Source organism: Nostoc sp. C052 (assembly GCF_013393905.1).
Lineage (GTDB): Bacteria > Cyanobacteriota > Cyanobacteriia > Cyanobacteriales > Nostocaceae > Nostoc.
In genome coordinates, this window is sequence record NZ_CP040272.1 from 3,821,161 (window position 1) to 3,840,726 (window position 19,566).

Sequence of the window (19,566 nt, forward strand, 5' to 3'; positions counted from 1 at the left end):
ACCAAAGCGATTACTGTACTTGTGTGGGGAAAGCGCCAGGTTTTACAGCTATGTTAAGATTCTGCCCATTGCGACTTAATTCCAGACGTAAATCGCCTCCAACTTGGCTATTTTCTACTGCCTTTTGGACACTGCTGGCATCTGTAACTGCTTGACCGCCAAGTTTTTGGATCACATCACCAGCACGTATGCCAGCTTTAGCAGCTGGGGAATTTGGCACGACTTTCACAACTAATACACCTTTATCTTCATTCACACTCAAACCGCTATTGGGATCTGAGTTGATATTTTGTTTGAGTTGAGGCGTTAACCCTACCATCTGAATTCCCAGATAAGGATGTTCTACTTTGCCTGTGGCTATTAGTTGACTAGAAATGCGTTGTGCTGTATTGATGGGAATCGCAAAGCCTAATCCTTGTGCCCCTTGAATAATCGCTGTATTCATGGCAATTACCTCACCACGGGCGTTTAGTAGGGGCCCACCAGAGTTACCAGGATTAATCGCTGCGTCGGTTTGAATATACTCGACTCGCTTATCGGGAGCGCCAATTAGATTGCTACTGCGTCCGGTAGCGCTGATAATTCCGGTAGTTACTGTATTATCTAGTCCCAGAGGGTTGCCGATCGCGATCGCCCATTCTCCGGGTTGCAACTGATCTGAGTTACCCAAAGCTACTAACGGTAGACTATCTGCCTGAATCTTGACAACAGCAACATCAGTCAACTCGTCTTTTCCTAACACCTTTCCTTTAAAGCTACGCCCATCCTTGAGTGTAACTGTCACCGTATCAGCACCATCGACTACGTGGGCATTGGTGAGAATACGACCATCAGCACTAATAATAAAACCTGAACCAGTACCCCGTTCTACTCGATTTTGTTGTTGTGGTAGTTGAGAGCCAAAGAAGCGTTGGAAAATTGGATCGTTAAATTCATCTGGTAACTGGGTTTTTACGGTTCGCGAAGAGTCAATTCGCACCACGGCTGGCCCAACCTTTTGCACCACCTGTGTAACAAAGTTAGGATCTGTACCTGCTGCTAATGGAGGAGCAGCACTGACTCGACTCACCGCCAAATTAGATGCAGTCTCAGACACCTGCTGAGAATGTCCAGCCATATAGCCACCTGCTAATGTCATACCTGATCCCAGTAGCACCAGCGATAGAGAGGCGGCAGCCTTTTTCCAGGGCGCTCGATTATGGTATTTGGTGTCAGCAGTGTTGGATAAAATGCTATTTGATGGGTTTTCTCCATCGTGAGATTGGTTTTGCATTGCTGTCTGGAAAGATATTTAGATGTATTACTAATGTAGATATTATTTATGACAGTTTTGTTGCGAGGGTATTGCGTTATTGTGAAAGGTTTGGTATTTTACTTACCGCATCTCACCTGATACAGAAAGGCAGGGGGAAAAACGATTAATAAGCTGTTACGTATACAACTTGCATTATCTGGACGCTCATGTTGCCCACCCCACAATCATATTGAAAAAATATTAGTGCAAATTAAAAGCGCAACAGCTTAGTCATTCATTGTTAGGGGCGCACAGATGTTATTGGTGTCAACTTAAGCTGAAACTCATTTAAAACCTCGTTTCCAGCCTCCGGCTGGAAATGCAACTCAAAAGTGGCTCTGCCGCCAGTAAAGAGAGGCGGAGCCTCAAAGACAAGCATTCCCAGTCGTAGACTAGGAACGAGGGAATCTAAAAGCTAGTTCTAGGCTAATTTTCACGTTAAGTTAACACCAATGAACAGATGTACGCCCCGATCGCGTGTTATATCTATGTCTGAAGGAATAAAATGGCACAGGGTAAAATCTTACTTCAACCTGGTACTTTATGGAAAAGTGTCAAAAAACAGACAGAACATGCTTTGCAATGCGGGGCATTGCTATCAATACCGACGGAATTTGAATTTGTCGAACAGGATAACGTGCGCTTTTTAGTGCGGATTTTGTCTAACCTGAATCGTAAAAAAGCAGCCGATGAAAAACAGAAAAAACAATCTGTTACGTCTGGTCAAGATTTTAATCCTTTTTTGCCCTACGAAGAAGATTTATTTGTGGCAGATATTTCTGATACTCATGTATGTATTTTAAATAAATTCAATGTTGTTGATTATCACCAGCTAATCATCACCCGTAGCTTTGAGGAACAGGAAAGCTTACTCACTCTGGAAGATTTTGCGGCGATGTGGGCGTGTTTGGCTGATTTCGATGGTCTAGTATTTTACAACAGTGGCAAAACCGCAGGTGCTAGTCAGCGACACAAACACTTACAATTAGTTCCTCTACCACTTGCACCTGAAGGGTCGCAGATGCCTATTGAACCTCTGGTAAAGTCTGCACAATTTCAGAACTCGAATGCAACTTCACTAAAACTTCCTTTTGTACATGCTTTCGCACCACTAAATTCCAATTGGGTGCAGTCGCCATTTACAGGGGCACAAGAAACACTGGAAATTTATCGCACTTTGCGTCAGGCTGTGGGTTTAGATGCAAAGCAATTTGGTGCTTACAACCTGCTAGCGACACGAGAATGGATGTTGATTGTACCGCGATCGCAGGAGCATTTTCACTCTATCTCTGTAAATTCATTAGGATTCGCTGGTGCTTTGCTAGTGCGAAATGCCGCAGAAATGGAAATTCTCAAAGCTGAAGGGCCGATGACCATCCTCAAAAATGTTGCTGTATCCTAATTACGATTGATGGCTATGGTTTAGACGCAGATTTAGAAGCGTTACTAAATAAGCAAGATAGAAGATTTTGCAGATGATGTTTCTGACATGGCTAATTCCCACCTTTAGCTGAGTCTGAAAGTGCTGATGTTGAGGGATTTGGGTAAAAAATTCATTTGAAGAAGCGATCGCTTAATTTATCTCTGCAAAGGCGATCGCTTCTTCCCAAACTCCCCCGCAAATTTAGATAAAAGTACTATGGTGCTACTTAACTGAATAGTCAAATTTTCACGGTTATATCATTGGAGATTAGCTATAGTTAACGGTTAACAGGCAACGGCTAAAAGGAGTTAAAGAGATGGAAACTAAGCCAACTGACCCATCGTTAGCGCTCATCGAAATTCCCCCAGGCTATCTCAACATTATGGGTTACGTCGATCAGTCAGAAGTTAATGGCCCTGGTTGTCGTGCAGTGGTCTGGGTGCAAGGTTGTCTTCGTGAGTGTCCTGGCTGCTTCAATACTAACTCCTGGTCATTTGAGGCTAACCAATTGATTGCTGTTGATACCCTTGCCGAAAATATTCTCAGCAATCCCCGCAACACAGGTGTAACGTTCTCTGGTGGAGAACCGTTTTGGCAAGCTACTGCATTGGCATCTTTAGCTCAGAAGGTAAAAGCTGCTGGCTTAAATGTCATGTCTTTTACTGGATTCACTCTTAAGCAGCTACAGTCTGAATCCGCGCCACCAGGTTCACAAGCATTATTAGAACAACTCGATATTCTGATTGATGGGCCTTTTGTCCAATCTCTAGCAATTAATTCTCCCAACTCTCCAGTCTCTTCTAGCAATCAAAAAGTTCGGGTGTTAAACCCAGCTTTCCAAGACCAAATTACTTGGGCTAGCGACCAGATAGAAATCCACATCCTCAAGGATGGTGGCCGCATTGTCACTGGTTATCAAGGTGGACTGGAACTGACGTAGTAGTCTGCCAACCCAAAAATGCGCTTGTGAGGACTGGGGAAAGGGGAAAGGGAAAAGGGTAAGAGATTTAAACCCTTTCCCCCCGCCCCTTATCCCCAGAGGGGACCCCACCTTCCCCCTTACCCTTTACCCCGCCAAGTTCACTTGGCGAACTAGTAGTTGGGCATAGGGCAATACTGTTAAGTTAAGGCTAAAATACTTTTTTTAACGAACTGCATACTCCTACAGAGAAGTAAGCTACGCGCAGCGTCTCGTTAGAGAAGGACGCAAAGGAAGAGAAAGAAGAGAAGCTTAACTGTATTGGGGTGTGGTGTGGGGCAAGAAGTTAAAACTTAAAAATTGAGCCTCTGAGGCTCAACTTTGACCTTCTGAGGTTCAACTTTGACCTTCTGAGGCTCGACTTTGACCTTCTGAGGTTCAACGTTCAAATTTTAAATCCCTTCTCTCGTTGTCTAATCTCTCATTCCAAAGGCATCTATGTCTGAAAGGAATTATATTAAAAAAAATACATATCCAAATTTGACTAGACCAATTGAGACAATTTTTACTAAACACCGCGTATTTTGGGCTGTTTTACTCCTTGGTATAGCACTGGTGCTAACACTAGGGCTATCGCTTTCTCAAGGAGCAGTACCCTTAAATATGTCGGAATTTTGGCAAGCCATTCTCCGCAAAGGCGATCCGGTTAAACAGACTATTCTCTGGGATTTACGTCTCCCGCGTATTACTGCTGCTCTGATTGTTGGTGCAGCTTTGGGAATGTCAGGAGCATTGCTACAAGGAATGCTACGCAATAGTCTTGCCGATCCATTTATTTTGGGCATTTCAGCGGGTGCAGGATTAATTGTGATTCTGATGATTGTGTGGCATGTATTCCCGATCGCAATTCCTCTAGCAGCGTGGATGGGAGCAATTTTGACTTCTGCGATCGTTATTTTGCTCGGTCGTGCGGGGTCGGGTATTTCTGTTGAGCGGTTGATTTTAGGCGGAGTGGCGATCAGTTCTTTATTTGGTGCTGTACAAAGTACATTGTTGCTTTTAGCTGAAGATGGTCAAATTCAAATTGCACTCAGTTGGCTAGTTGGTAGCCTCAATGGGCGTGGTTGGCAAGAAATTGCTACGGCTGGCCCCTATATCATCGTTGCATTGATCGGGGGATGTTTACTGGCGCGATCGGTAAATGTGCTGGCTTTAGGAGATGATTTGGCTGTGGGTTTGGGGGTTTCGTTAACGCGATCGCGCTTGTTAATTGGCGGTGTCGCCACTCTATTAGCCGCAGGTGCAGTCAGCATCAGTGGCTTGATTGGATTTGTTGGTCTTGTTGTCCCTCACGGTGTCCGCCTCATCGTTGGTACAGATCATCGCTTTGTTTTACCACTTTCTGCCCTTGCAGGTGCATGGTTACTGACTTTTGCAGATTTACTCTCTAGGCTAGGAGCCGTAGAACTACCCGTAGGTTCCGTCACTGCCTTGCTGGGTTCACCGCTGTTTATCTGGTTACTTTATCGTCGTTCTGCTGGCTTTAATAAATTTTGAGCTAATAAAAATTGCTGGTGTAAGTAAGTCGGTGGGAAAATTTATCTGTCCTTATGCTATTGCAGCCATTGGGGTCAGCTTGAACAGCCCCAACAAGTTTTGAATTTGAGCATTCCCCATAATCCAATACAGTTCAGATAAGCCCAAAACACTTGTAGAGACGGCGATTTAGCGCGTCTCGAAAACCCAAAATTTTTGCCAGTCGCCTTTAACCCAAGCGTATTCCCCCACACTATTGTAAAACTAGTACATCGTGACAAAAATTTTCTTTCACCTCTTTCTGTACTAAATTCTGAATGAGGGAAACTAATTGATCGAGGTCGAAGGGTTTAAGTAAATATTCTTCAAACTCTACATCTGGAATTTGATCGTGAGTACCTGTGGTAGAGGTTGAAGTCACAATAATTGGGATATGATTTCCATTGTCAGCTTCTATAACATGCAGTGTATTTAGCAATGTATAAATACTTTCACCTAAAAACCTAATTTCACAAACCAGGATGTTAGGTGTGAACCAACTCAGGATTTCTAAAGCTTCTTTTACCGAACCAGCAGTAATGACGTTGGCACTCAAGTCTTTGAGTAAAAACGCGTACAAATCTCTACTATCGCGATCGTTGTCTACAACGAGTACTTGTACACCTTTAAGTAGCCCATCTGCCAAGCAAAAGTCATTGATTAAATTCATAATAAGACCTGCAATTAGGACTTTAAGGGGAAAGCGATCTGAAAAACCCCTAGTTTTCAGGAGGCGAGACAACCGAATAGATCAAATAAAAAGTAGGTATGCACAAATAAACCCAATTATGTAACGAAATGCAAAATGCTTGAAACCCTTGCGATTGCTTTACTTAGTTTCACTCAGTACCCTGCGGGTTCTCCGTTCGCGTAGCGTTCCGTAGGAAAGGAGTACGAAATGACATAGTTATAAATTTTCTCGCCTACCTGACTTGAAAGTGCTATTAGCGAATAGCAAAGGTTTAGCCCGTGCTGAGTGCTGAGTAAAAAATACTAGTCCCCAGTTCCTCTTTCATCTGTTCTGGTGTAAGCAGTTCATGATGGCTACTTAGCAGAGAACCACTTAATGGTTAAAATTACTTGGTTCTATTCTTGTACTATGAGCGAGTGTTGTTTGATTTCTTAAATGAGTTGATTAACTACGACACAAAATGTAAGAAAACTTTTCAATTAATTGAAAATAGCTATAAAAGTTTAACCAACAAAACTATTGCCATTCCCTATCTTCAAGTTCCTTCTGAGGTAATAATAAAGTCGCTTCAATTTCCTGCCTGATAGCGGCCGTCACTTCACAATTACTATGCAGGCAATCGAGTAGTAACTGATTAGCATCATAGTAGCGTTGCAGCACTTGCTGTTGCTCAGAGCTAAACTGCCACTCGTGGTTAATATTGCGATAATTAATCACCGTCATCTTTACCTGTTCAGCCCAAGTCGAATAGTTGGTTTGCGACCATAGTTGAAACCGTTCTTGACTTTGACTAGAATTTGGAAATTGGTCAGAGAGTTGTTGCAGCGATTTATGGAGTCCAACATCCAAAACAATGCCCAGAATGTTTGAAAGAGCATCTCCACAGGCGTGGATATGGGCAAAGTCTTGGTTCCCATCAATTGCACACTCTACCAGCAGGTCATCCAATACTGCATCCAGAAACATCCCTTGGTCGAGGCTGCTGGCTAAGGCAAAATGCGATGCTATGTGAGGAGTCCGACTCAAGGCAAGGTAAAAGGCTCGAACTGTCGCATCTTTTGCTTGGGTGGGAATGGTGCGGGATTTTTGACTAGCCCAGGTCAAAAACTCTTGTAAATAATCGTCTTGGGCAACTAGTGCATCAATCTGTTGCTTCATCAACTGTACCAAAGAGTCTGCACTCCGAAGCATGGTAGCGGTTAATAAAAAGATTTCGCGCCAGTGGGGGTCAGTGATATGACTTACCAGACCTCCCAGTGCTTGCTCTAATGCCTGTAGGTTATAGCTGGCAACGATTTTCCTCGCTGTGAAGTATTCTTGAAAGGCCAGATAGGAGAAAGAAAAAATTCCCCGCGCTCGTTCTGCCAGTAGCCCATGTTGAGCCTCGATTGCCTTCAGCGCTGCTTCGCTTTCTATTTGCAGTGACTCTGCATCCATTGACACGCTGCTGAGATTCTGAATATAGTCACTAATATATTGCTCAACGACGCGTTGCTCAAAAAAGTACTGACCTTGCTCAAATGTCGCTGCGGCAATTTGACTTAGTAATTTCAGCTTTTGTGGTAATAAAAACCCTCGGTAAATGTCATCCCGTTCAATGCCTTTGGCTTCATCCCATTTGCCCAATAAAAGGTCTAAACCTTGCTTATAAAAATCAGTCCGTTTAGTCGGAAATTTTTCTTGACCGTGAAACACCCAGCAGGCAAGATGCAGAAAGAGGGGTGTAACAACGAGTTGGCGAAATTGCCAGTTTTCATCTAATTCCAACTTCTGAATAAATTTAACGGACTGGGCTAGACCATCTTTTTGATTGGTTTTGGTAAATACTACAAACCATTTTTGAGCGAAGGCTCGAATTTGTTCTAAGGTAAATGGGGCAATTTCAACATCAGTAAAGCCTCGGAGTCTGAGTTTTTGAGAGGCTGTTCGACAAGTGGCCACCAATTGATTTTTATGATACTTCTCTGAAAATCTGCGAATTTCGCTTAACACAGCATTGCTTTGTTGGTTAAGAATTTCATCCATGCCATCAAGCAATAGTAAGACTCTGCCTGCATTCAGCAAGGTTTCGATGACTGAGGGATCTAAAATTCCAGATGTGAGAAACTCTTGGCGGATGTATTTTAATAGGCTGAACTCGTTGCTAATTTTAGACTCTTCAACAAAATTTCTCAGTGTAATGAAAATCGGCACTTGATTTACTGCAAATGCGCTTTGGTTGCACTGAATAGCGAGATATTGCAAAAAGGTGGTTTTACCTACTCCTGGTTTGCCTAGCACCCTGAGCTTGGCATGTGTTTCAACTGCCTGTGTACCAGGTATCTGATTTTGGTCAGCCGAACCTAAGCCAAAACGGTCAAAATCTTTGGGATCGAGGTTTTGCAGCTCAGTGATTTCTACCCACTGTTGACTGGCAATTGACTCCAAAATATTCACATCTATATATATGTCATCGATCGCAACAGGACGGCTGATATCCAATAACTGCAAAATACCACACTGGTCTTGAATTTTGTCAAAGCGTTGCGATCGCACTTGTTCCACTAGCTTATCGATATGCAGCACAGCAGGCTGGGGATATTCTTCTAGTTCCAAGAATTCTGCCGGTGGATTAGTAGCAATCTCCCGCCAATTAAGTTCTAAAATCAAGCAAATCTCAATAAAGGTATGACGCTCAACCGGACGACCACTAAAAAACCGCCAAATCGGTTGCCTAGTCTTGAGGTTGACTTCCGCTGCTAGATTATCTTGTGTCCACCCCTTGCGAGCAAATGCTCTTTTAGCCTCTTGAATACCGATGAGTGACGCTTGGAGCGATCGCTTGACCATAGGACAAAACTTTGCTCCTCAAATCATGAACTTAAACTTTTATTAATATCTGCAATCTTATAGCTTTCCCTATGATAATAGCATTTTGCTCATTTAAAGTTATACAAAAACCCAGAGTATGCTCTCAATTTTTTAACCTTTTGTATCGAAATCAAACGTTATACGCTTATCTTATACATTTCAATCTTTTTGTAAGACTTCAATTCAAACACTCGTCTGCAATGCTTGAGTATTAAATAAAGGGTTATTTAGCAATTATTTGCTTGATACATATAATATATATCTAGAAAATTTTGGCAGCAAAAATTGCTAAGTTTTCTCTATGCTTAGGTTTTTGTTTATTAACTCCAAGTGAAATAAAAAATATGAGTTTATTATCAATCAACAAAATATATAACGTAATTAAAATTGCTGAATTGGTTTATGGCTCGATAGAAGATGAGATAAAAAAGCAACCAGAAACCTTTGTAGACAAATTGTCTAATTATTTACAAGATTTCAACATTACAGGAAGATATTCGTTAAGCATATTACACAAATATATAAATGAATTTTCCGAGGAAGAAAAAGCAGAGGTCATAGCTTTGATGTGGCTTGGTCGAAGTATATCACATGGTCAGTTAGAAGACTTTCCCAATTTCGTTAAAAAAGTATTGGAAATTGTACCTAAAAATCAGGCAACCAGTTATATTCTCGAAAGACCCCTTTTAGCAAAATATCTACGAGACGGGCTTCAAAAACTAGATATTTCGACTTTTGCTTTATCGTGAGAAATTGTCAGGATATGAGGCTGACACTGCTTGATTACAGCAATGATGTCTCTGGCTTCTTCTTGATATAAGTCTTCGACATAGCCACTTCTAGAAAGTTGTGCCTCTTTTTCATTATCAAAAGGGCCAAAGTAATAAGTGCAGCGCGGAACGGCGGTGTTAATTTCTACCCACCAGGCAAACTCTGATTGATTAGATTGAAATAAATTCATGAGGGATACCAGGAATTAATTAAACTCGATCAAAGATAGTGTTTATTTCTAGATTTATCTAGATTTTTTGTTGAGTTTTAGACAAGTAATAAATAGATGCGAACACTAGTATTTTATCTATATATCTAGATAGTTATGAGATACTTACTATAAATAGTTTCTATCTCACAAACTTTATTCTCTATCTATATATTTACCAAGGAATCAACAATGATGTGGAAGATACCGTTATCATCAGCAGCATCGAGTTATGATCCGTAGGATCATAATCTGTGTTTAAACTATTGAAAGGGTCAATTGTAAAATTTGAGCCTTCAATCGGCTTTATCGGTATTACCTTACCAGAAACGACGTGATACCTCAGGAGTTCCTGAATCTGATTAATATTTTTAAGCAATCTCTCTATAGTCTCTGGTGGTAGCTTTGCAAAAGCTTGGTCTGTGGATGCAGAGGCGATAAACGAGTCAACACTTTTGAGAGTATCTATTAGATTCGCAGCCTTGATTGCATCAACTAGAGTGCTAAAAGAACCAGCGTTAACGGCAGTATCAACAATATCAGCCATTTATTTCACTTGGTTGTATATAATTTGCTAATTATTTCTAAGATGACATCCTAGTGTTAGAAATTGTGTTTGACTAAGTGGTTGACTAATGTATAAATTGTATGATGTAAGCTAAAATAATTAAATAATTAAATAATTAAAAATACAGCAAAATTTAGGAGTTAGAAGTTAATAGAAAGATACCAATTTTTCTAACCATCTCGATGCTTCCTTGTAGGATTTGAACTGGCTTTCACTAACACGAAACTCTTTAGTGTGAACCATTCTTTTTCCCTGAATCCACTTTATACCGTGGTACTTGTGCAGCAATTCGTGATACAACACAAACTCAACTACAAACCCAGGTACTTTAGGATCATCAAGGGTTAAACTCATCACTACTCTATCTCTTGCTGATTCGTAGTGTCCAAATTTACGGTAAGTGTTAATTCGACTCCATGCTAGGCGTGGTTTAGCAAGACTTGCCGCGAAATATTCACGGTTTACTTTATCAAATAACTCATTCAGGTTATAAAATTTGCCTTGGGGGTTTTCTGCCACTACCTCGGCAATCAAATCAAGCTCTAACAAAATATTGGTGTATTCTCCTGTACTGGCAAATGACCTGATAAGTTGTGTATTATCTTGACTCTTGCCAACAAGAGCAGATTCTACTAACGCTTGTAAAACTGCTTTTGGCGCATTGATAAATCCCTCATTAATCATTATATTAGCTGCACTCGCAGACCTTTTACCCTGATATAGTCCAGCTAAATTAGTTATTTCAATCATTAGTTGGAGTGAGTTTTTACCACGTATACTCAGAATTTGTTTAGCACTTGACAAAATGCATTCAGTAGCTTTGAGGTGAAGTTGTAGATACTGCTCATCTGTCAAGAATTTAATCCATGAGTAGATTTTACGAGATGCAGGAGTTAGATTTGCTGGCGTTGCTTGTTGATTAGAACATATTGTCTCAATTGTTGCTGCTGTGGTAATTAAAGTTTGATTTAGATGTTGTATTTGAGAGGAATCATAATTAGAATTTGAGGCTAAATGAAAAATTCTTTGTAGGATACTATTTTGTTGTACTTTGATGTTTTTTAGACGAATACTTTCAATATTCATTTAAAGCAGCTTTCTTTTGCAATCGGTAAAAGGTAAAAATTCTTTATATCTGGTTTTTCGCTTAATTAAATCGTATTGCGATCGCTCCATCGCTCCTCCATACCGATATTACCCTGTAAACCTCCTGTATGTACCAGCAGCAAGCGATCGCCTCTACAAAAAAATCCCTGCTTTAGTAAATCCATCACTCCGTAAAACATTTTAGCGGTATATACATAATCAAGGGGTACGCCATGCTCCTGTGTAAACTGCTGGCTGAACAGTCGCAACTCATCGTTCACCTTTGCATAGCCGCCAAAATGGTAATCACACACCAATTCCCAGGAAGCTGGAGAACTATATGGTGCGGGTAAATCAGAGGCGAGGTAATTTGTCAACAGACTTTCGATTTCTTGTGCAAGAAAAGCCCCATTTTTCAGAACGGGAAAAGCGATCGCTTTTTGTCCTTGATGCAAGGAAAGAGCAATCCCAGCTAGTGTGGTAGCTGTACCGCAGGCGACGCATATATAATCAAAGGCGATTGCTTCGCTAACAATCTCTGTACAACCACGCACACCATTTAAATTACTACCACCTTCGGGAATGATAAACACCTCACCGAAACGTTGTTGCAGATATTCATGTAGCGCTGGTGTATTGCGCTGTCGATACGTCTCGCGATTGAGGTACACAAGCTGCATACCCTGCTCTACAGCAAAACTCAGTGTCGGATTCAGCGGTAGCCTCTCCTCTCCACGAATTACGCCAATGGTACGGAATCCGAACAGATTACCAGCCGCCGCAGTTGCATAGATGTGATTAGAATAAGCGCCGCCAAAAGTCAGCAGCGTTGTGAAATTTTTCTCTTTAGCCTCTAAAAGGTTGTATTTCAGCTTGAACCACTTATTGCCGTTAACCCACGGGTGCATCAGATCGAGCCGCAGCACATACAACTCAACACCAGCGTAACGGGCAATTTCGCTGGTGTTGAGTTGTAGAGGAGGAGGAATAAAGATTAACGACATCTGTCAGCATTCTAACTTAGATTTTACATTCTCTCACGTTCATCATTGAATATAAAAGTAATGATAAACATTGATAAATTCAATGGTAGATCGATCAAAACAAAGAATAAATCTTTCTGATGATTAGCTTTAGAAATTAGCATTTTACTAATTGAGTATTTCAGGTAAATATAAGAAACAGAACATTCGCTCCAGACAATATTTTTTTGGGGAAAAATTATGGTTGCACTCACACAGCTTACTCAAGTTATTCCCAATCCCGGACGTTTGACGATTCAAACTGTTGAAATTGCTCCTCAAACCACAGCTATTCGTTGTCTTGACTGGGATAGAGAACGTTTTGATATCGAGTTTGGTTTACGGAATGGGACGACCTATAATTCTTTCTTAATCCAGGGAGAAAAGATTGCTTTAGTCGATACATCTCACCGCAAATTTGAGCAGCAATATCTTGATATACTGCTGGGATTAATAGATCCGGCAAAAATAGATTACTTGATTATTAGCCATACAGAACCCGACCACAGTGGCTTAGTGAAAAATATTTTACAATTAGCTCCTGGGATTACTGTTGTTGGTGCGAAGGTAGCTATTCAATTTCTAGAAAATATGGTTCACCAGCCTTTTAAATCAATGCAGGTGAAAAGTGGAGAGCGATTAGATTTAGGCAACGGACACGAATTAGAATTTATCTCTGCACCTAACTTACACTGGCCTGATACAATCTTGACTTACGACCACAAAACTGGCACTCTTTACACTTGTGATGTGTTTGGGATGCACTACTGTGATGACCACACCTACGATGAAAATATTAGCTTAATAGAGGAAGATTTTCACTACTACTATGATTGTCTCATGGGCCCAAATGCCCGGTCTGTTTTGGCTGCTTTAAAGCGGATTGAAAAGTTAGAAATAGTCACCGTTGCGACCGGACACGGCCCTTTATTACAAAACTATATTTCCGAATGGCTTGGACGGTATCAAAACTGGAGTTTAGAACAAGCCAAAACAGAGACATTAGTGGCTCTATTTTATGTTGAAGATTACGGGTATAGTGAGCATTTAATCCGTACTATAGCTCATGGATGTGCAAAAGCAGGTGCAGCAGTAGAATTAGTAGACCTCAATAGTGCTGAACCTCAAGAAGTTCGAGAATTAGTTGCACAAGCTTCTGGTTTAGTAATTGGAATGCCAAATCAGTCTTCGGGAGTGGCTCAAGCTGCTTTAAGTACCATTTTAGCTGCTGTTCATAAGAAACAGGCAATTGGTTTATTAGAGTCGGGAGGAGGAGAAGATGAACCGGTTTATCCCTTACGCAATAAGTTTCAAGAATTGGGATTAATTGAAGCCTTTCCACCGATTTTAGTTAAGGAAATTCCTACCCAAGCAACAGAACAACTTTGTGATGAAGCGGGTACAGATATGGGTCAATGGTTGAACCGCGATCGCACCATTAAACAGATTAAATCCATTAATACTGAGCTAGAAAAAGCTTTAGGGCGTATTAGTACAGGATTATACATTATCACCGCCAAAAAAGGAGAAGTTCAGAGTGCAATGCTGGCTTCGTGGGTGACACAAGCGAGTCTTGAGCCTTTAGGAGTAGCGATCGCAGTATCCAAAGATCGGGCAATTGAATCTTTGATGCACGTTGGCGATCGCTTTGTCTTAAATGTTTTAGAAGAAGGCAAATATCAAGGATTAATGAAACATTTTCTCAAGCGTTTTGCTCCTGGTGCAGATCGTTTTGCTGGAGTGAAAACATATCCAGCCAATAACGGATCACCCGTTTTAGCTGAAGCTTTAGCTTACATGGAATGTGAAATTACTAGCCGTATGGACTGTGGAGATCATTGGGTAATTTATAGCACAGTTCAAACTGGAAGAGTTGCCAAGTTAAATGCACTTACTGCCGCTCATCACCGCAAAATTGGCAATCATTACTAATTGATCATTTGTCATTGGTCATCCATAGACGCGATGAATCGCGTCTCTACAATACACTCCTAAAAAACTATGTATAAATCTGCTGAAAATAACTCAATTGACATGTACGAAATCAATCGGGGGCGCGTTGTGCGAACCTTGGAATTTATTCAAGATGTGATTGTGATTTGTTTGTGTATCGGTTTATTTAGCTTTATGGTGCTTCAGGTGAGAGATATGTTTCTCTCCTTGCTTCCACCTCTAGATTTTCATGCCGTTACTGCCGATATTCTCTTTTTACTCATCTTAGTTGAGTTATTCCGACTGCTGATTATTTACCTACAAGAGCATCGAGTATCTATTGGGGTCGCAGTTGAAGTTTCTATCGTTTCTGCCTTGCGAGAAGTCATAGTGAAAGGCGTTTTAGAAACAAGTTGGAGTCAAGTTTTAGCAACTTGTGCCTTTTTATTAGTACTGGGAGTACTACAGTTCCTCCGAGTTTGGCTACCCCCGACCTTTGAAGGTATCGATCCTGAACAAGAAGTATCTAAACGCTATAGAAAACTGGCCAAGTCTGAATTAATGCAAACCAATAGTCATTAACAGCAGCGAGTAGGATATTCTGCCATACCCAATTCCCAATTCCCATGATTAACAGAGGTTATTATGTCTACAAATACTTTAACTACCAGCCATCCTAGAGATGTACAAGTTGCTGAAATTGGTAAAAATACTCTGATTCTGCGATCGCGGACTTGGGAACGACTAAAATTTGAGGTTGAGTATTCCCGCCAAAAAGGAACTACGGCGAATTCTTATCTGATTCAAGCTGATAAAAAAGCTTTAATTGACCCTCCCGGCGAATCTTTTACCGAAATTTACCTTGAGCAACTAGCACAACATCTAGACTTTATTACCCTAGATTACATTGTTCTCAGTCATGTCAACCCCAACCGCAGAGCAACTTTGCAAGTATTGCTCTCTCTGGTTCCTCAAGCCACAATAATTTGTTCTCGCCCCGCCGCCAATGCTCTCAAAACTGCCTTTCCCGAATTTGAATCACCGATTCAAGCGATGCGATCGCAAGATACTTTAGATTTAGGACAAGGACACAATCTATCATTTATTACCGTACCAACTCCCCGTTGGGTAGATGGACTTTGTACTTACGATCCCGCGACCAAAATTCTCTACACAGACAAACTTTTTGGCGCTCATATTTGCGAAGATACCTTGTTTGATGAAGATTGGAAGGGATTAGATGCAGAACGCCGTTACTATTTTGAATGTCTCCATGCGCCCCAAGCAAAACAAGTCGAAGCAGCATTAGATAAAATATCAGTTTTGGGAGCTAGATGTTATGCCCCTGCACACGGCCCAATTGTTCGTTACAGCCTGAGTCGTTTTACTTATGATTACCGTCAATGGTGTCAAGGGCAAAAATCTCAAGAATTGAGTGTTGCTTTGCTTTATGCTTCTGCTTATGGAAATACAGCAATTTTAGCAAATGCGATCGCTCAAGGTTTGATTCAAAATGGAATTAATGTAGAATCAATCAACTGTGAACTAGCAGACTCGGCAGAAATTACCCGCATTGCCGAAACCTGCGATGGTTTGATTATCGGTTCACCGACTTTAGGCGGACATGCACCAACTCAAATTCAAACAGCTTTAGGAATAGTCCTCTCGGTGACGGCTAAAACTAAGTTAGCAGGGGTGTTTGGTTCTTACGGTTGGAGTGGAGAAGCAATTGATTTAATCGAAAGCAAGCTCAAAGATGCAAATTATCAACTAGGATTTGAAACAATTCGGGTGCGTTTTAGTCCTACTCCTGAAATTCTCCAGCAGTGTCAAGAAGCAGGCGCTTCCTTTGCCCAAAACTTGAAGAAAACCAAAAAGCTGCGTACTTCCCGCCAAATTGTCACAGAAACCCATGTAGATCGCACTGAACAAGCTGTGGGGCGAATTATTGGTTCTTTATGTGTTGTGACAACTCGTGATGAAGAAACTCATAAAGGGGTTTTAACTTCTTGGATATCTCAGGCAACTTTTAACCCACCAGGAATTATGATTGCGATCGCTAACAAGCAAAATGCAGATTTAATGCATCATCCTGGTGATAAATTTGTGCTGAATATCCTCAAAGAAGGAAAAAATTTGCGACGCTATTTTTCTCGTCATAGCACTTTAGGAGATAATCCCTTTGCAAATCTTGCCACAAAAACTGCTCTTAATGGTTGTCTGATTCTAAATGAGGCATTAGCTTATTTAGAATGTACGGTGCAAAATCAGCTTGAATGTGGCGATCGATGGTTAATTTATGCTGTCATCAATCACGGTGAGGTATTGGAAAATGATGGTGTCACTGCGTTAGAGCATCGGAAATCTGGCAGTTATTATTAACTGACCACTTGCGTAAATCACAGTCGAAAAAGCTTGATTTCCCATTGTTATTTCCTCGTTCCCAGTCGGAGACTGGGAATGCATTCATTGAGTCTCTGACTCAATCTTTGACTGGAGGCAGAGCCTCTAATAGGCAAAGAGAGATAAGCTATTTCAGACTAATGATATTTGAGTTATTTTACTTTTTCAAAACTACATGGAAGGAATTTAAATACCCATTAATAGTTTTAGCTAATGTCTTCTGCTGTTTTTTTGTAGTTATTGCCATTACTTGATACAATCTGCCTTCGGCAACATACATTCTACTTTTAGTGATTTTTCCTCCAGCATTGATATACTCAATTTCTTTGCCAGGATGATTATTAGAACTACGAATGTTTCGTTGGCTAATTAAATTACTTTTCGTAGTCTTTAAAGCCATATCCCGTGCATTATTAAGTACAACTTGGGGATCGGCCATTTGACCATAACTATAAGGAAAATCATTGTAAGCAACGATGTATGCTACTTGCTGTTTTGGTGGTTGAGCGACAAATATTTCTAAGGTAATTTCCCCCATGTAAGTTTTTTGGTATTCGGTATTTCTGTTTGGGTTTCCTGGCATCAAAATACTAAAGCGTCCATCGGGAGCGTTGTATAATTTCCATTGTGGCTGCACGGGTTGAGAAACTGTTGGTTTGACAACAGCCATCGGAGGTTTGACTGAACGCGCTTCCACGAGAACAGAGCCACCACAGACTATGGTGGCGGCGATTAGTGGCAACAGACTTTTAACTGTCATAAGTTTTACCTTTTGAGATGCCGATCTCACTGATGATGCCAGCTGTTATAACCTAGCAGCACATAAAGCAGCACCAATTAGGCCAACTTGCGAATTGAGGATTACATACACGGGGATCTCTTCTAGGAGGCGGCGCATTCTACCTTTTTGGGTGAAATTTAATAAGAAACCACTGTTTTGGATTAAGGGCAAGATTTTGGGCGCAATTCCGCCAGCGATGTATAAACCGCCGTAAGGTAGGAGTTTCAAGGCAAGATTCCCCGCTTCTGCACCATAAGCGTCTATAAATAATTGCAAAGTTTGTTCCGAGAGGCGATCGCTACCTTGCAATGCAGCCGTACCAATAGCAGCACCAGGATCGACGCTTTTCTCTTCCTGTCCCGCTTCTTGTTCCCAAGTTCTGACGATTTGAGCAATCTCTGGTGATTCAGCAGCAAATTTGCGATCGCGCAGAAATTGGTAAATTGCTACAATTCCCATTCCAGAAACCACGCGTTCTACAGAAATGCGCTGGATATCATGTTTACCCAGCAGGTATTTCAACAGTTGAAACTCGATTTCGTTCCGAGGGGCAAAGTCAGCGTGTCCACCTTCTGAGGGAAAGACTTGATAGTTGTTTCCCTGTTTAATTAAAAATCCTTGTCCTAAACCAGTACCAGCACCAATAATGCCAATGGGGGCTTCGGGTTGAGATTTGCCAACTTGTAACGTGTGCAAGTCTTGTGTTTCTAAACCTAAAATGCCGTAGCCAACGGCGGCGAAGTCGTTAATCAAAGAAATATGCGGGATACCCAATTCTTGTTGTAGACGTTCGGTATCTAGGAACCAGATTAAATTGGTCAGTTTTGCAGTATTTTTGACAATGGGGCCGGCGATCGCAAAACAGGCCTTTTCTGGTATTGGTGTATTAGCTTTGGCCAAAAACTGCTGCACTATGGGTACTAAATCGGGAAAATCAGCACTGTGGTAACTTTCCTGATAAATAGTATGTAAAGCTGGTGAATCTGATGTTTCAACCAATCGCAGAATAGTTTTCGTACCGCCGATGTCTCCTGCTAGTAACAAAGTCATAGAATTTATTCGTGAATTAATTACTTTTTTTGTAGGATATACCCAACGTACCAGAAGCCATGAACGCAAATCTCTATCAAAGGTTTAAGCAAATCGAATAACTTCTTCTATGTGGGTTAAATGGGAAGTATCTCCCGTTAGTTCTAATAACCATTCTGGGTCTTGGCGTACCACTTTTACCAGCGAACACAAAGAAGCTTTAACTTCTGTCTTGGCAATTTCCCCCACTAGCCCCATTGCCCCGCCCAACACAGATGCGCCATGTGCCACTAGCAGGATATCCTCTGGGAAGAACTCAGTAGATAAACATCTAGCAGTTTGTCCAGAACGTTCTCGCACTTTTTCGTGAGTTTCAGGATATTTAGCGGCGATGCGCGAGGTATAGCTAGTGTCAATTCTGGGGAATAACTCTGCTAGTGCTGGAGTTGAAAGTCTTTCGGGTTCTTCCGTCATCCAAACTGGATTTAGCCATTCACTCAAACCTGTTTCGAGTTTGATCGGCAAGTTGAGTATTTCTGCAACTGCGTTTGCTGTTTGTACAGTTCGCAGGAAAGGAGAGGCAAAAATATGGCCAATCTTTTCTCCTTTCAATCGCTTTGCTAACTGCTGTGCCTGAAGCATACCATCATCAGACAAGGGTGGATCGTAGCGTCGTTCGGCGGTGAGAAACCAATCGGGGTTTACGAAGTCGAGGCGGTTAGCGTGTCTTGCTATCCAGACTATTTGACTCATAAGTTTAATCATTCCGGTGAATAGAATTCGCCGCTAAACAAATATATAGATATCTGCAAGGAGGCCTGCAAATATTAATATAGGACAAAAATCGTAATAATATTTAATAATACTAATGATTAGGAAAAGTTATAAGTACTGTCAATTTAGTTTTATTCAAAGCCTTTTTAGCCAAGTTTCTAAAGCAATATCGACTAAAAGCTCTAGAGAGTTAATTCCACTCAGAATAAGTTTTTCGTATTTTTCATATATGAATATATA

Annotated in this window: 17 protein-coding genes; 7 read left to right on the plus strand and 10 right to left on the minus strand. The window is 41.1% G+C overall.

Translation table 11 applies throughout. The annotated features are described in order from the left end of the window. Window positions 1–10: 10 nt before the first annotated feature. On the minus strand, window positions 11–1,273 hold the full coding sequence (locus tag FD723_RS15645) for an HhoA/HhoB/HtrA family serine endopeptidase (protein WP_179066136.1): 1,263 nt from the start codon (window positions 1,271–1,273) through the stop codon (window positions 11–13). A gap of 526 nt (window positions 1,274–1,799) precedes the next feature. Between FD723_RS15645 and FD723_RS15650 the strand changes: the two genes are divergently transcribed. From FD723_RS15650 to FD723_RS15660, 3 genes are all read left to right on the plus strand, one after another. After that, on the plus strand, window positions 1,800–2,696 hold the full coding sequence (locus FD723_RS15650) for a phosphorylase (RefSeq protein WP_179066137.1): 897 nt from the start codon (window positions 1,800–1,802) through the stop codon (window positions 2,694–2,696). A 337-nt stretch (window positions 2,697–3,033) separates the two neighbouring features. Further along, the gene (locus FD723_RS15655) at window positions 3,034–3,657 is read left to right on the plus strand and encodes a 4Fe-4S single cluster domain-containing protein (protein WP_179066138.1); all 624 of its coding nucleotides are present in this window, start codon (window positions 3,034–3,036) and stop codon (window positions 3,655–3,657) included. A gap of 531 nt (window positions 3,658–4,188) precedes the next feature. After that, entirely contained in the window at window positions 4,189–5,193 is a 1,005-nt protein-coding gene (locus tag FD723_RS15660) for an iron ABC transporter permease (protein WP_256875216.1), read from the plus strand. Window positions 5,194–5,425: 232 nt separating this feature from the next. On the opposite strand, the gene FD723_RS15665 is transcribed toward FD723_RS15660, so the two are convergent. Further along, window positions 5,426–5,881, minus strand: coding sequence for a response regulator (locus FD723_RS15665; RefSeq protein ID WP_179066140.1), 456 nt, complete (start codon window positions 5,879–5,881; stop codon window positions 5,426–5,428). Window positions 5,882–6,418: 537 nt separating this feature from the next. Beyond that, window positions 6,419–8,731, minus strand: coding sequence for an NACHT domain-containing NTPase (locus FD723_RS15670; protein WP_179066141.1), 2,313 nt, complete (start codon window positions 8,729–8,731; stop codon window positions 6,419–6,421). Between the two features lie 293 nt (window positions 8,732–9,024). On the opposite strand from FD723_RS15670, the gene FD723_RS15675 reads away from it, so the two are divergent. Continuing rightward, window positions 9,025–9,501: a DUF3775 domain-containing protein gene (locus tag FD723_RS15675; protein ID WP_179066142.1), complete on the plus strand. Its 477-nt coding sequence runs from the start codon at window positions 9,025–9,027 to the stop codon at window positions 9,499–9,501. Here the strand turns inward: FD723_RS15675 and FD723_RS15680 are convergent. From FD723_RS15680 to FD723_RS15695, 4 genes are all read right to left on the minus strand, one after another. Beyond that, entirely contained in the window at window positions 9,465–9,713 is a 249-nt protein-coding gene (locus tag FD723_RS15680; protein ID WP_179066143.1) for a DUF1816 domain-containing protein, read from the minus strand. The genes FD723_RS15675 and FD723_RS15680 overlap by 37 nt on opposite strands. Window positions 9,714–9,906: 193 nt before the next feature. Next, window positions 9,907–10,278 (minus strand): fasciclin domain-containing protein, encoded by a 372-nt coding sequence (locus FD723_RS15685; protein WP_179066144.1) that lies wholly within the window; start codon window positions 10,276–10,278, stop codon window positions 9,907–9,909. Between the two features lie 168 nt (window positions 10,279–10,446). Further along, window positions 10,447–11,385 carry a M48 family peptidase gene (locus tag FD723_RS15690; RefSeq protein ID WP_179066145.1) on the minus strand — a complete coding sequence of 313 codons (939 nt, stop codon included), beginning with the start codon at window positions 11,383–11,385 and terminating at the stop codon, window positions 10,447–10,449. A gap of 65 nt (window positions 11,386–11,450) precedes the next feature. Further along, window positions 11,451–12,389, minus strand: a complete 939-nt coding sequence (locus FD723_RS15695; RefSeq protein WP_179066146.1) for a 1-aminocyclopropane-1-carboxylate deaminase/D-cysteine desulfhydrase — start codon at window positions 12,387–12,389, stop codon at window positions 11,451–11,453. Between the two features lie 219 nt (window positions 12,390–12,608). On the opposite strand from FD723_RS15695, the gene FD723_RS15700 reads away from it, so the two are divergent. From FD723_RS15700 to FD723_RS15710, 3 genes are all read left to right on the plus strand, one after another. After that, on the plus strand, window positions 12,609–14,339 hold the full coding sequence (locus FD723_RS15700; protein ID WP_179066147.1) for a diflavin flavoprotein: 1,731 nt from the start codon (window positions 12,609–12,611) through the stop codon (window positions 14,337–14,339). 69 nt (window positions 14,340–14,408) lie between these two features. Next, on the plus strand, window positions 14,409–14,921 hold the full coding sequence (locus FD723_RS15705) for a phosphate-starvation-inducible PsiE family protein (RefSeq protein ID WP_179066148.1): 513 nt from the start codon (window positions 14,409–14,411) through the stop codon (window positions 14,919–14,921). Between the two features lie 63 nt (window positions 14,922–14,984). Continuing rightward, window positions 14,985–16,721, plus strand: coding sequence for a diflavin flavoprotein (locus FD723_RS15710; protein ID WP_179066149.1), 1,737 nt, complete (start codon window positions 14,985–14,987; stop codon window positions 16,719–16,721). Between the two features lie 178 nt (window positions 16,722–16,899). On the opposite strand, the gene FD723_RS15715 is transcribed toward FD723_RS15710, so the two are convergent. The 3 genes from FD723_RS15715 to FD723_RS15725 all read right to left on the minus strand — a co-directional run bounded on the left by FD723_RS15715 (window position 16,900) and on the right by FD723_RS15725 (window position 19,305). After that, window positions 16,900–17,502, minus strand: a complete 603-nt coding sequence (locus FD723_RS15715) for a hypothetical protein (protein WP_179066150.1) — start codon at window positions 17,500–17,502, stop codon at window positions 16,900–16,902. Window positions 17,503–17,547: 45 nt separating this feature from the next. Beyond that, window positions 17,548–18,573 (minus strand): glucokinase, encoded by a 1,026-nt coding sequence (locus FD723_RS15720; RefSeq protein ID WP_179066151.1) that lies wholly within the window; start codon window positions 18,571–18,573, stop codon window positions 17,548–17,550. An 84-nt stretch (window positions 18,574–18,657) separates the two neighbouring features. Further along, complete coding sequence (locus FD723_RS15725; RefSeq protein WP_179066152.1) at window positions 18,658–19,305, minus strand: histidine phosphatase family protein; 648 nt, start codon at window positions 19,303–19,305, stop codon at window positions 18,658–18,660. Window positions 19,306–19,566 lie beyond the last annotated feature (261 nt).

Coding starts and splice junctions, on each gene's coding strand:
- FD723_RS15670 (WP_179066141.1), bottom strand. CDS start 8,731: ATGGTCAAGCGATCGCTCCAAGCGTCACTCATCGGTATTCAAGAGGCT.
- FD723_RS15680 (WP_179066143.1), bottom strand. CDS start 9,713: ATGAATTTATTTCAATCTAATCAATCAGAGTTTGCCTGGTGGGTAGAA.
- FD723_RS15705 (WP_179066148.1), top strand. CDS start 14,409: ATGTATAAATCTGCTGAAAATAACTCAATTGACATGTACGAAATCAAT.
- FD723_RS15720 (WP_179066151.1), bottom strand. CDS start 18,573: ATGACTTTGTTACTAGCAGGAGACATCGGCGGTACGAAAACTATTCTG.
- FD723_RS15665 (WP_179066140.1), bottom strand. CDS start 5,881: ATGAATTTAATCAATGACTTTTGCTTGGCAGATGGGCTACTTAAAGGT.
- FD723_RS15725 (WP_179066152.1), bottom strand. CDS start 19,305: ATGAGTCAAATAGTCTGGATAGCAAGACACGCTAACCGCCTCGACTTC.
- FD723_RS15655 (WP_179066138.1), top strand. CDS start 3,034: ATGGAAACTAAGCCAACTGACCCATCGTTAGCGCTCATCGAAATTCCC.
- FD723_RS15690 (WP_179066145.1), bottom strand. CDS start 11,385: ATGAATATTGAAAGTATTCGTCTAAAAAACATCAAAGTACAACAAAAT.
- FD723_RS15700 (WP_179066147.1), top strand. CDS start 12,609: ATGGTTGCACTCACACAGCTTACTCAAGTTATTCCCAATCCCGGACGT.
- FD723_RS15645 (WP_179066136.1), bottom strand. CDS start 1,273: ATGCAAAACCAATCTCACGATGGAGAAAACCCATCAAATAGCATTTTA.
- FD723_RS15685 (WP_179066144.1), bottom strand. CDS start 10,278: ATGGCTGATATTGTTGATACTGCCGTTAACGCTGGTTCTTTTAGCACT.
- FD723_RS15710 (WP_179066149.1), top strand. CDS start 14,985: ATGTCTACAAATACTTTAACTACCAGCCATCCTAGAGATGTACAAGTT.
- FD723_RS15650 (WP_179066137.1), top strand. CDS start 1,800: ATGGCACAGGGTAAAATCTTACTTCAACCTGGTACTTTATGGAAAAGT.
- FD723_RS15715 (WP_179066150.1), bottom strand. CDS start 17,502: ATGACAGTTAAAAGTCTGTTGCCACTAATCGCCGCCACCATAGTCTGT.
- FD723_RS15695 (WP_179066146.1), bottom strand. CDS start 12,389: ATGTCGTTAATCTTTATTCCTCCTCCTCTACAACTCAACACCAGCGAA.